The organism is Kitasatospora sp. NBC_00240 (assembly GCF_026342405.1).
Taxonomy (GTDB): Bacteria; Actinomycetota; Actinomycetes; order Streptomycetales; family Streptomycetaceae; genus Kitasatospora.
Genome location: NZ_JAPEMU010000001.1, coordinates 8448737 through 8460158 on the forward strand (window position 1 = coordinate 8448737; position 11422 = coordinate 8460158).

Here is an 11422-nt window from a genome sequence, read left to right on the forward strand (position 1 = left end):
TAAACCCTCATGGTTCAGTCGGTCCACCGGGCGGTCCGTGTCCTTCGGGAGTTGTCCACCGCCGGCCCCCGGCTGGGCGTGACCGAACTGGCCGAGCGGATCGGCATCGCCAAGCCGACCGTGCACGCCCTGCTGCGCACCCTGGAGGCCGAGGGGCTGGTGCGCCAGGACCGGGAGACCGGCAAATACCTGCTGGGTCCCGGCCTGCTCCAGCTCGGCAACTCCTACCTGGACACCCAGGAGCTCCGCACCCGCTCGGTGACCTGGGCCGACGCGCTGGCGACCGGGACGGGCGAGGCCGTCTGGGTGGCGGTGCTCGCCGGTGACCACGTCCTGGTGGTGCACCACGCGTTCCGACCCGAGGGTGCGGTGCAGATCCTGGAGGTCGGGGCCAGCATCCCCTGGCACACCTGCGCGCTCGGCAAGGCGGTCGTCTCCTTCCAGCCCTCGGCGCAGCGGGCCGCCCTGCTGGCGGGCGAACTGATCCGGCTGACCGGCCGGACCCTGACCGACCCGGCCGCGCTGGCCGCGCAGTTGGAGGAGGTGCGCGGGATCGGCTACGCGACCGAGGACCAGGAGGCCGCGCTCGGCGACGCCGGCATCGCCTCGGCCGTCTTCGACCGCTCGGGCGAGGCGGTCGGCGCGATCGGCGTGGTCGGCCCGGTCGAGCGGCTGCTCGCGGACGACGCGGTGCGCCAGAAGCACGCGGTGGCCGTCCGCGAGGTGGCCAGGAACCTGTCGCGGGAACTCGGTGCCGGCCGCGGCACCCCCTGGCAGGCCGGAGCCTGAGCGGCGCCGACCGCTCGCCCGGCCGGGGATCGTCCGAGGTCGCAGCCCCCTCCCGGGCGGCGGCCTCGTCGGCATCCCCGGCGCCGGGTGCGGTGGGCCCACGGAGGTCGGCCACCGTGCGTGCAGCAGTGGCTGACAGAGTGTGGACAGGGCTCTTGACACTCCGTGAAACGCGGGCTTAAGTTCCGAACACGTTTCAGGTATGACGAACGGGTTTCCTGAGTACTTCTCCACCCCGGCCAGGGCCCGACCCCTTCTGATCCGCGCACGCGGAGGAGGTGACCGCCCTGTGTCCCGAGCGGGCCGCAGGCGTACCCATGACAGAGAACTCCCTTCCCCAGAAGCTGTTCGCCGAGCTGCTCGGCACGGCGACCCTGGTCTTCGTCGGAGTCGGCTCGGTGCCCGCGACGCTGATCCTCGGTGCTGACGCACCGTTCACCATGGCCCAACTGGGCATGATCGCCCTGGCGTTCGCCCTGGCGGTGGTGGCCCTGGTGTACGCGATCGGGCACATCTCGGGCTGTCAGATCAACCCGGCGGTCACCCTGGCGCTCGCCGTCACCGGCCGGATGCCGTGGCGGGAGGTCCCCGGCTATCTGGTGGCCCAGCTCGCCGGAGCCGTGGTCGGCGGCTACGCCGTCATCGCGGTGCTCGGCCACCGGGCGGTGGACCTCGGCCTCGGGGTGGCCGCCTACGGGCCGCAGGTGGGCGTCGGGCAGGCCTTCGCCGCCGAGGCGATCGGCACCTTCCTGCTGGTGTTCGTGGTGTTCGGCGCGATCGACGCGCGGGCTCCGGGCGGCTTCGCGGGGATCGCGATCGGCTTCGCGGTCTTCGCGATCATCCTCCCGGTGGCGCCGGCCACCGGGGCGGCCATCAACCCGGCCCGTGCATTCGGCCCGATGCTGGTCGCCGAGCTCGCCGGCGGGAGGGTGCACTGGGGCCAACTCCCGGTCTACCTGGCCGCCGAGCTGGCCGGCGGTGTGCTGGCCGCCCTCGCGTACCACGTCCTGAACCGCCGCCCCGCCGAGGCGTCGCGGGCGCCCGAGCCGGCCAGGGCGGCCGCCGACGTCGAAGGAGTGCTGTCGTGAAGAAGTTCCTCAACACCCCCGAGTCCGTGCTCGACGACGCGCTCGCGGGAATGGCCGCCGCCCATCCGCGGCTCGACGTCGACGTCGCGGCGCGGGTCGTCCGGCGGGCCGGCGCCGTCCGGGCCGGAAAGGTGGCACTCGTCTCCGGTGGTGGCTCCGGCCACGAACCGCTGCACGGCGGCTTCGTCGGCACCGGGATGCTCGACGCGGCCTGTCCCGGCGAGATCTTCACCTCCCCGGTGCCCGACCAGGTGCTGGCGGCCGCGACCGCGGTCGACCAGGGCGCGGGTGTGGTCCTGATCGTCAAGAACTACACCGGCGACGTGCTCAACTTCCGGATGGCGGCCGAACTCGCCGCCGACGAGGGCATCGAGGTGCAGACCGTCCTGGTCGACGACGACGTGGCGGTGACGGACTCCACCTGGACGGCGGGCCGGCGCGGCACCGGCGCCACCGTCTTCGTCGAGAAGATCGCCGGCGCGCTGGCCGAGCAGGGTGCCGGCCTCGCCGAGGTGGCCGCCGTCGGCCGCCGGGTCAACGAGCTGTCCCGCTCCTTCGCCGTCGCGCTGACCGCCTGCACCACCCCGGCGGCCGGCAAGCCCGGCTTCGACCTCCCCGAGGACGAGATGGAGGTCGGCGTCGGCATCCACGGCGAGCCCGGCCGGCGCCGGGAGAAGCTGGGCACGGCCCGCGAGATCGTCGCGGAGGCCCTGGCCGCGATCCTCGCCGAGCCCGTGCTCACCGGCACCGACCAGGCCCTGGTGCTGGTGAACGGCCTCGGCGGCACCCCGCTGATCGAGCTGTACGTCCTGTTCCACGAGGTCAGCACGCAGCTCGCCGCCCAGGGCGTCACCGTCGCCCGCAGCCTGGTCGGGAACTACGTGACCAGCCTGGACATGGCCGGCGCCTCGATCACCGTCTGCCGGGCCGACGAGCAGCTGCTCGCGCTCTGGGACGCGCCCGTGGACACCCCCGCCCTGCGCTGGGGCGGCTGAGACCGGGTGCGTCCGGCCGGTGACCCCCACCCCCGGCCGGACGCACCCACCCGTCCCCGCCGCACCCGGACGGGCACCGCCGCCCGTGCACGGCCGGGGCCATCCGTGCCCCGGACGCCGCGGCGCCGGCCTGGTACGGACCGGCGTGCGTGCCGTCCGGCCGCCCGTACCGCGTCCCACCGGGCCGATGCACCGCCGTAGCGCCCGGCCCCGTACCGCTCCCCGCGCCGCCCCGCCCGAGCCCGAACAGCATGAAGGAGAACCCCGATGGACATCGCCCTCGCGAGGCACTGGGTGCAGGCCGTCGCCGTCGCCATGGACGAGCACCAGGACCGGCTCACCCAGCTGGACTCCGCCATCGGCGACGCCGACCACGGCGCGAACATGCACCGCGGTTTCAACGCCGTCCTCGCCACCCAGGTCTCCTACCGGCCGGATTCAGTGGGCCAGTTGCTGGTCAAGGTCGGCACCACGCTGATCTCCAGCGTCGGCGGCGCGTCCGGCCCGCTGTACGGCACCGCGTTCCGGGCCACCGGCAAGGCCCTGCCCGCCACCGACCCGGACGCCGCCGAACTGCTCGCCGCGCTCCGGGTCGGGCTCGACGCGGTGCGGGAGCTCGGCGCGGCCGCCCCCGGCGACAAGACCATGGTCGACGCCTTCCTGCCCGCCCTCGACGCCTTCGAGGCGGAGCTCCGCGCGGGCGGCGACCTCGCCGCCGCCGCGGCGCAGGCGGCCCGCGCGGCGGCGGACGGCGCCCGCGCCACCGTCCCGCTGCAGGCCCGCAAGGGCCGCGCCTCCTACCTCGGCCCGCGCAGCATCGGCCACCAGGACCCGGGCGCCACCTCCACCGCGCTGGTCTTCGGCGCCCTCGCCACGGCGGCGGCCGCCCGATGAGCCGGCGCTCCTTCACCGGCCGGGCCGCCTCGGCCGGCGTCGCGCTCGGCACCCTGCACCGTCCGGACCGTCCGCCGGCCCTCCCACCGCCGCGGAAGGCCGCGGTGCGGGCCGACCCGGGCGGCCCGCACCTCTTCGGGCCCGACGCCGAGAGCGGGACGGTGCCCGCAGGAGCGGGCGCGGCGCTCGTGGACGATGTGGTCCGCGACGTCGAGGCCGCCTTCGACGCGGTCGCCGAGCACCTGGCGCGGCTCTCCGCCTCGCTGCGGGCCGGCGGCCGGATCGAGCAGGCCGACATCATGGAGGTCGGCGGCTACCTCGCCCAGGACCCCGACCTGCGCGCGGCCGCCACCCGCCGGGCCGCCCGGGGCGCGTCGGCCGCCGAAGCCGTCCAGGCCGCCGTCGAGGAGTACGCCCGGGCCATCGGCGCCCTGCCGGACCCCACGCTCGCCGAGCGGGCCGCCGACGTCCGCCAGGTCGGCCGCCGCGCGCTGGCCTGGCTCGGTGGCGCCGGCCTCGCCCTTCCCGCGGGCCCGCTCGTTCTGATCGCCCATGAAGTCGGCGCGGCCGACCTGCTGGAACCCGGCGCCGAGGTGGTCGCCGCCGCCTCCGTGACCGGCGGGCCCAACTCGCACGCCGCGATCGTCGCCCGCTCGCTCGGCATCCCGCTGCTGCTCGGCCTGGACCCGGCCGTACTCGACCTGCCCGACGGGGCCGAGGCGATCGTCGACGGCGCCCGGGCCGGCCTCACCGTCCGTCCCGCCCCCGCCGAGCGCGCCGGCGCCCTGGCCGCGATGGACCAGGACCGCACCCGTCGGGCCGCGCTGGCCGCCGAACGGCACCTGCCCTGCGAGACCCGCGACCGGCACAGCGTGATCCTGCGCGCCAACGTCGCCACCGCCGCGGACAGCGAGGCGGCGCTGCGGGCCGGCGCCGACGGGGTCGGCCTGCTGCGCACCGAACTGCCCTTCCTGGAGGCCCGTCGCTGGCCCGGCGAGGAGCAGCACGCGGCCGCGCTGGCGCCCGTGCTGCGCGAGCTCGCCGGCCGTCCGGTCACCGTCCGGACCCTCGACTTCGCCGACGACAAGGTCCCGCCCTTCCTGGCGGGGGCCGGCCCGGACGGCCGGATCGGACGTGGCCTGCCGCTGATGCTGGCGCGGCCGGACGCCTTCACGGCCCAGTTCCGCGCGCTCCTCACCACCGGCGCCGGCACCGATCTGCGGATCATGATCCCGATGGTGGCCGCTCCCGAGGAACTGCTGGCCTGCCGGGAGCTTCTGCGGGCGGCCGCCGAGGCCCTCGGCGTCCCCGTGCCGCCGCTCGGCGCCATGATCGAACTCCCCGAGGCCGTCGAGCGCGCCGACGAGCTGGCCCGGGAGGCGGCCTTCCTCTCCATCGGCAGCAACGACCTGACCGGCCAGATCCTGGGACTCGACCGTCTCGACCCCGCCGCCGGGCCCGCCCACACCGCGCACCCGGAGGTGCTGGGCGCGATCGGGCAGGTGGTCGAGGCCGCCCACCGGCACCGCCGGCAGGTGTCGGTCTGCGGGGACGCCGCCGCGCACCCCCTGGTGATGCCGCTGCTGATCGGTCTCGGCTGCGACGTGCTGTCCGCCGCGCCGGCCGTCCTGGACGAGGTCAGGGCCCGGGTCCGCCGGCTCGACGCCGAGGCCTGCGCCCAGGCGGCCCGCGAGGCTCTGGCCGCCGAGGACGTCGAGGAGGTCTGGGAGATCGTCGAACGGCGCTGCAGCCCGGCGCTGCCGTAGCCGTGGCCGTCGGGAGGAGGGGCGGAGGCGTGCGGCCCGCCGCGCCTGCGGGCGCGACGGGCCGCTCGTTCCGGTGGGGACCGCGTGGTCTGCGGCTCAAGGGGCTCGCGGGTGCTCACCGGGAGGCCGGGGTTCGCTGCCCCGTCAGCGCCCGGCTCTGCGATTGCCGTAGGCCGGGGCGACCAGCGCCACCAGCAGGACGGCGAAGCCGACCTGCAGCGCGTGCCGGATCCAGTCGATGCCGGAGGTGTGCGCCACGCCGATCCAGCCGGCCACCGCGTTGCCGAGCAGGGCCCCGAGGGCGCCGAGGATCATGGTCAACCACCACGGGATGGACTGTGGGCCGCGCAGCAACAGCTTGGCCAGCACGCCGAGGATGAACCCGATCAGGAGAATCCAGAGCAGTTGGAACACGATGTCCTCCGGTCCTTGGCCCGTGACGGCACCGCCGGTGGGCGGCGTGATCACCAGCATCGCGCGGATGGGGCCGTTCGGCACGTCCAACTCCCGACCGCTCGGCCCGGCCCGGTGAACGGCTGAGGGCGCCTCCTGGTGGGGGCGCCCTCGGGCGTTGCGGTGCGGTGGCCGTGCGGGGGGTTACGGGAGGTTGCGGGCCATCACGATGCGCTGGATCTGGTTGGTGCCCTCGTAGATCTGGGTGATCTTGGCGTCGCGCATCATCCGCTCCAGCGGGTAGTCGCGGGTGTAGCCGTAGCCGCCGAGGAGCTGGACGGCGTCGGTGGTGATCTCCATCGCGGCGTCGGAGGCGAAGCACTTGGCGGCGGCGCCGAAGAAGGTGAGGTCCTCGTGGGCGCCGCCGTGCGAGACGCGCTGGGAGCGGGCGGCGGCGGCGTAGGTGAGCTGGCGGGCGGCCTCCAGCTTCATCGCCATGTCGGCGAGCATGAACTGCACGCCCTGGAAGTCGCCGATCGGCTTGCCGAACTGCTTGCGCTCCTTGACGTAGCCGGCGGCGTGGTCGAGGGCGCCCTGGGCGATGCCGATCGCCTGCGCGGCGATGGTGACCCGGGTGTGGTCGAGGGTCTTCATCGCGGTGGCGAAGCCGGTGCCCTCCTCGCCGATCATCCGGTCCGCGGGGATCCGGACGTTGTCGAGGTAGACCTCGCGGGTCGGGGAGCCCTTGATGCCGAGCTTCTTCTCCGGGGCGCCGAAGGTCACGCCCACGTCGCCCTTCTCCACCACGAACGCCGAGATGCCCTTGGAGCGCTTCTCGGGGTCGGTGACCGCCATCACCGTGTAGAACTCCGACACACCGGCGTTGGTGATCCACCGCTTGACGCCGTTCAGCACCCAGAAGTCGCCGTCGCGCACCGCGCGGGTCTTCATCCCCGCCGCGTCCGAACCCGCGTCCGGCTCCGACAGGCAGTACGAGAACATGCCCTCGCCGCGCGCCAGCGCCCCCAGGTACTTCGCCTTCAGCTCCTCGGAGCCGGACAGCTGCACCGGCAGCGAACCCAGCTTGTTCACCGCCGGGATCAGCGAGGACGACGCGCAGACCCGCGCGACCTCCTCGATCACGATCACCGTCGCCAGCGCGTCCGCCCCCGCACCCCCGAACTCCTCCGGCACGTGCACCGCGTGCAGGTCACTGCCCTGCAGCGCCTCCAACGCCTCGTGCGGGAACCGGCCCTGCTCGTCCACCTCGGCCGCGAACGGAGCGATCTTCGCCTCGGCCAGCGAGCGCACCGCCTCCCGGAGCATGTCGTGCTCCTCGGTGGTCCGGAACAGATCGAAGTCCTGGTTCATGGAAAGCTCCCTCGCAATGGCACTCAGTACCCCAAATTATGCACACTGAGTGTCGCTCGGCCCAGCTCCTGAGGGTACTCGGTGCTACCGTCCCTGCATGAGCGAGGTGCGCAAGCAGGACCAGGCGGCGGCCGTCGAGAAGCCGACCATGCGGGACGCGCTGGTGACGGCGGCGTTCCGGCTGTTCATGGAGCGCGGTTTCGAGCAGACCACGATCGACGACATCGTGGCCGAGGCCGGGGTCGGGCGCCGGTCCTTCTTCCGGCACTTCCCCTCCAAGGAGGACGTGGTCTTTCCGGACCACGACGGCTGCCTCGCCGAGATGACCGCCTTCCTGCAGGGCGCCGACGACGCCGGCGATCCGGTCGAACAGGTCTGCGACGCCGCCCGGCTGGTGCTCCGCGCGTACGCGGTGAACCCGGCCTTCTCGGTCCAGCGCTACCTCCTCACCAAGAAGGTCCCCAATCTCCGCGCGCACGAGCTGTCGGTGGTCTGGCGCTACGAGCGGGCGCTGGCCGCCCATCTGAGGGCCCGGTACGCGGCCCGCGCCGACGGCGCCCTGCGGGCCGACGTGATCGCCGCGGCCGTCGTGGCGGCGCACAACCACACCCTTCGCACCTGGCTGCGCTCCGGCGGCGAGGGCGATGTGACCGAGGCGGTCGGCCAGGCGCTGAGCTTCGTGGCCGAGACCTGGAGCGGCTCGCAGGCGCCGTCCGCGCCGGAGTCGCAGGACGACGAGGTCGTGGTGGTGGTCGCCAGGCGGGGCACGCCGATGTGGCGGGTGGTGCGCGGCGTCGAGGCCGCCCTCGACGCCTGACCGGCCGGCCGCGGGCGTCCGCCGTCCCGTCCCGGTCCCGCCGGCCCGTTCGTTCCCCGGTCCCGGCGACCCGTTCGTTCCCCGGTCCCGCCGGCCCGTCGTCCGTCGGTGCGTCGCCCGCCGTGCTGCCGTCGGTCGTTCCGCGGCCAGCGGTCGTGCGGCGCGGTGGCCTGGCGTCCGGCGCCCGTTGCGCCCGGTGCCCCGCTGCGGCCTGCGCTTTTCCGGTGCCGGCCCGGCCGCGGCGAAGGGGGGATGGCACTGCGTTCCCTGGCAAAGGGCACTGAGTGCCTTTACAGGTCGACACCGAGTGCCATATCGTCCGGAGGAGCGGGCCCCTCGGCCGTCGGCTCGGCGCGAGCGGCGGCCGAGTGGCCCGGTAGGCGGTGACGTCCCGTCGCGCCGTCCGTCGGTACTGGGAGGTACGGCATGGGACCGAGGACACCGGACCGGGACGCCGGCCGCGGCATGCGGGACACGGGGGTGGCGGGCCGGTGCGACGGTCGTGGCCGCCTCGGATGCGCCGCAGGCTGACCCGTCCGTCCCCGTCGCAACTCCGGAAGCCGTAGGGACGGCAAGAACCGCAGTACCCGGAGAGGTCCGGCACCGTGCCGGGCACTCCGGCGACATGGCACCCGGGAGCGGGCCCGTGGCGGGCAGCCCCGGCGCAGCTCCAGGCCACCCCACCGAGCCCGTCTTCCTGTTCTCCTCACCCCTCAAGGAGTCACCATGGAACTCGCCGTTGCCACCCCCACCGCCCCGGCCACCGGTGCGGGCACCGCCCTGGCCGACCTGCCCGTGGCCGAACCGGCCTTCCCCGGGGCCGAGTTGATCCACCTGCGGTGCCGCTGGTGCCGCGCCGCGACGGCGCCCACCTGCCTGCTCTGCCCGGTCTGCGGATCGGCCGACCTGCTGCGCGAGCGCGGCTCCGGCGCCGGCACCGTGCAGCGACTGCTGCCGGCCGCCCAGCGCGGACAGCACCGCCTGACCCCGTACGTGATCGCGCTGGACGAGGGTTTCACCGTCCGCGCGGCGGTGGTGGGCGCCCTGCCCGGCGCGGTCATCGCCGGCACCCGGGTCCAGTTGGCCGCCGTGACGGGCGCCGGACGGGTCCTCACCTTCCAGGTCTCCCCGGACCAGGTCTACGGCCACCTCCGGCAGCCGGCCCCGGCGGCGGGCCGGCACTCGGTCAGGTCCAGCTACTGGGACCTGTGACACCGCGCGTCGCCGACGGCCCTCGGTGAAGCGCGCCCGGCACACGGCGGCTGGGGCTGCCGGGTCCCGGGGCGTCCGGGGCTCACCGGGCCTCAGGGGCGGGGCGGCGTCAGGTGTTCGGCGAGCATCCAGAGGTCCGGCAGGGCGGCCGAGATCCGTTCCAGGGAGTCCGCCGGCAGGGCGGCCAGGGCGGTGGCGACGCCGAGGTGCAGGTTGGAGTCGATCTGCCGGCCGGTGTCGAGCAACGCGCGGGTCGGCCGGAGCTGCGCCGTCCGGCGGTCCTCCGGGTGCGGCGTACGGTCGAGGAGCCCGTCCCGTACCAGCAGGGTCACCAGCGTGCTGACGTTGTGCGGCTGCATGTGCAGTGCCTCGGCCGCGTCGCGGACGCTGATGCCGGGCTCGTCCAGGACCAGCTGCAGCAGTTCCACCTGGGCGGGGGGACGGACCTCTTCGCCGGTGGGCGGCCGCCCCGCCTGGTTCAGGACGCGGTGGAGCGTCCAGACCAGCCGGGTGAGTTCGGCGGGAACGTCACGGGTGCTCATGCTCGGATTTTACGTCTGAAGTGCGACGATCCGGCTCGGCCCATCCGTGGGCGCCGCCGCCGGACGGGTGCGGACTCCCTGGTGCCGAGGCTGTCTCCTGGGACAGGAGGGGCGTACCATGCAAATGGCTCTAGCGATAGAGCGTTCCGCGCGGACAGCGGACGGGCGGCCTCTCCCGGAGCGGGCGGCCCGGACGTGCCGCGCGGGGGCGGACGCCCGGTCGGGAGTGGACCCGTGGAGGGACCCGGTCGGACGGCATCGCGCGCGCGGGTGCGGTCACCGGTTCAGGTGACAGGCCCTTCCGTCGCGCGAGACGGCCGGCAGACCGTGGGGACGGGATGCCGGCCGTTCGTGTGCTCCGGGGCGACCTGAGCCGGAGGACGCCGATACCGGCCGCCGCGGGCCGGGGCCTGCCCGGTCCCCGTGAAGGCCGGGGCCTGCCCGGTACCCGTGAAGGCCGGGGGCGGCCGGACGGGCCCGGTCCGGCCGTCGACCGCGACGGGTCGCCGCCGGCGTCCGGCAGCCGTTACGGGCGGTCGGTGTCCGGTGATCGCGCGTCCGGCGGCTCCGGGCTCGGCGCCGCGTCCTGGCCCGCACCGACGTCCGCCGGGCCGAAGGCCGCCGTGGCGTGCTCCCGGGAGGTCCGGTCGAGCAGAAGCACCGAGGCGGTTTCCACCAAGGCGGCCGGCACCGGGCCCCGGGCGGGCGTGCGCCCGACGGCGGCCGGGTCCGCGGCCGCCGTGGCATCGCCCCCCTCGGGATCGCCCGGGACCGGGGGCGCCACGTCCCGCAGGAGTCGTTCCAGGCCCCGGCAGTGGCGCGCGAACACCCGGCGGGAGGCCCAGCGTCCGCGCTCCCGCTGCCCCGCCAGGGCGTCGGCGGGGCTCAGGTCCAGCAGGACCAGGTGCAGCTCGCGGCCGCGCCGGGCCGCGCCGGCGGCCAGCCAGCGGCGCAGCCACGGGCGGCTGCCGCAGTCGTGCACCAGGAGCGGGCCGCCCCGGCGCAGCGCCGCACGCAGCCACCGGAAGTGCACCAGCCGGGCCCACGGGCGGTAGACCGCGTAGGGGAGCCGGGCGGGCATCACGGATTCGCAGGCCAGGTGGACGTCCCGCGGGTCGATCACCGGCGCCGAGGCCGACCAGCGCCGCAGCAGGGTGCTCTTGCCGCTGCCGGGCAGGCCCGAGATCACCACCACGGCGTCCGGCGGGTAGCGCAGGACGGGCGTCGCGCCCGGGTGTCCGCGCAGGTCCAGCAGCCCGCGCGGGTACGGCGGGTCGGCCGCCTCGGCCGGTCCGCCGACCCCGTCGTGCGACGCGGTCCGCACTCCCGTCACACCTGCCCGTCTTGCACCGCGCACCGCTGCTCCCTGCCCCGAATCCACTGCTCACAGCCTTGCACAGGGCGCCGCGGGGCCTCGAGGTGGGCGTTCCGCAGGCCGGGAAGCGCCTTGACGCGCCCACTGGTCTATGCCAATCTCCCACCAGGTCCGGACCTCTGCGGGTGATCCGGAGCCGGCACCGACCAAGTCTGACGTTCCGTCAGCACAGCCCGCAGC

At 75.1% G+C, this 11422-nt stretch carries 11 protein-coding genes; 7 read left to right on the plus strand and 4 right to left on the minus strand.

The features are described 5' to 3' along the window. Nucleotides 1-9 precede the first annotated feature (9 nt). From OG689_RS35995 to OG689_RS36015, 5 genes are all read left to right on the plus strand, one after another. The gene (locus OG689_RS35995) at nt 10-789 is read left to right on the plus strand and encodes an IclR family transcriptional regulator (protein ID WP_266325413.1); all 780 of its coding nucleotides are present in this window, start codon (nt 10-12) and stop codon (nt 787-789) included. 317 nt (nt 790-1106) lie between these two features. Further along, complete coding sequence (locus OG689_RS36000) at nt 1107-1877, plus strand: MIP/aquaporin family protein (RefSeq protein WP_266325415.1); 771 nt, start codon at nt 1107-1109, stop codon at nt 1875-1877. Beyond that, nucleotides 1874-2872 carry a dihydroxyacetone kinase subunit DhaK gene (dhaK, locus tag OG689_RS36005; RefSeq protein ID WP_266325417.1) on the plus strand — a complete coding sequence of 333 codons (999 nt, stop codon included), beginning with the start codon at nt 1874-1876 and terminating at the stop codon, nt 2870-2872. The genes OG689_RS36000 and dhaK overlap by 4 nt, the downstream gene beginning before the upstream one ends. 267 nt (nt 2873-3139) lie before the next feature. Continuing rightward, nucleotides 3140-3766, plus strand: coding sequence for a dihydroxyacetone kinase subunit DhaL (dhaL, locus tag OG689_RS36010; RefSeq protein WP_266325419.1), 627 nt, complete (start codon nt 3140-3142; stop codon nt 3764-3766). Next, complete coding sequence (locus tag OG689_RS36015) at nt 3763-5532, plus strand: putative PEP-binding protein (RefSeq protein ID WP_266325421.1); 1770 nt, start codon at nt 3763-3765, stop codon at nt 5530-5532. Before dhaL ends, OG689_RS36015 begins: the two co-directional genes overlap by 4 nt. 144 nt (nt 5533-5676) lie before the next feature. Here OG689_RS36015 and OG689_RS36020 read toward each other — a convergent pair whose 3' ends face one another. Further along, nucleotides 5677-5946 (minus strand): GlsB/YeaQ/YmgE family stress response membrane protein, encoded by a 270-nt coding sequence (locus OG689_RS36020; protein ID WP_266327683.1) that lies wholly within the window; start codon nt 5944-5946, stop codon nt 5677-5679. A gap of 183 nt (nt 5947-6129) precedes the next feature. After that, the gene (locus OG689_RS36025; RefSeq protein ID WP_266325423.1) at nt 6130-7296 is read right to left on the minus strand and encodes an acyl-CoA dehydrogenase family protein; all 1167 of its coding nucleotides are present in this window, start codon (nt 7294-7296) and stop codon (nt 6130-6132) included. A gap of 97 nt (nt 7297-7393) precedes the next feature. Here OG689_RS36025 and OG689_RS36030 point away from each other — a divergent pair, with 97 nt between their 5' ends. Continuing rightward, a complete protein-coding gene (locus tag OG689_RS36030; protein ID WP_266325425.1) occupies nt 7394-8113 on the plus strand; it encodes a TetR family transcriptional regulator in 720 nt (239 codons plus the stop codon). 726 nt (nt 8114-8839) lie between these two features. After that, the gene (locus OG689_RS36035) at nt 8840-9325 is read left to right on the plus strand and encodes a hypothetical protein (protein ID WP_266325427.1); all 486 of its coding nucleotides are present in this window, start codon (nt 8840-8842) and stop codon (nt 9323-9325) included. 92 nt (nt 9326-9417) lie between these two features. Here the strand turns inward: OG689_RS36035 and OG689_RS36040 are convergent, their stop codons facing one another. Then, the gene (locus tag OG689_RS36040) at nt 9418-9867 is read right to left on the minus strand and encodes a MarR family transcriptional regulator (protein WP_266325429.1); all 450 of its coding nucleotides are present in this window, start codon (nt 9865-9867) and stop codon (nt 9418-9420) included. Nucleotides 9868-10393: 526 nt separating this feature from the next. Continuing rightward, complete coding sequence (locus tag OG689_RS36045; RefSeq protein ID WP_266325431.1) at nt 10394-11191, minus strand: AAA family ATPase; 798 nt, start codon at nt 11189-11191, stop codon at nt 10394-10396. Nucleotides 11192-11422 lie beyond the last annotated feature (231 nt).

Coding starts and splice junctions, on each gene's coding strand:
- OG689_RS35995 (WP_266325413.1), top strand. CDS start 10: ATGGTTCAGTCGGTCCACCGGGCGGTCCGTGTCCTTCGGGAGTTGTCC.
- OG689_RS36035 (WP_266325427.1), top strand. CDS start 8,840: ATGGAACTCGCCGTTGCCACCCCCACCGCCCCGGCCACCGGTGCGGGC.
- OG689_RS36040 (WP_266325429.1), bottom strand. CDS start 9,867: ATGAGCACCCGTGACGTTCCCGCCGAACTCACCCGGCTGGTCTGGACG.
- OG689_RS36025 (WP_266325423.1), bottom strand. CDS start 7,296: ATGAACCAGGACTTCGATCTGTTCCGGACCACCGAGGAGCACGACATG.
- OG689_RS36000 (WP_266325415.1), top strand. CDS start 1,107: ATGACAGAGAACTCCCTTCCCCAGAAGCTGTTCGCCGAGCTGCTCGGC.
- dhaL (WP_266325419.1), top strand. CDS start 3,140: ATGGACATCGCCCTCGCGAGGCACTGGGTGCAGGCCGTCGCCGTCGCC.
- OG689_RS36030 (WP_266325425.1), top strand. CDS start 7,394: ATGAGCGAGGTGCGCAAGCAGGACCAGGCGGCGGCCGTCGAGAAGCCG.
- OG689_RS36015 (WP_266325421.1), top strand. CDS start 3,763: ATGAGCCGGCGCTCCTTCACCGGCCGGGCCGCCTCGGCCGGCGTCGCG.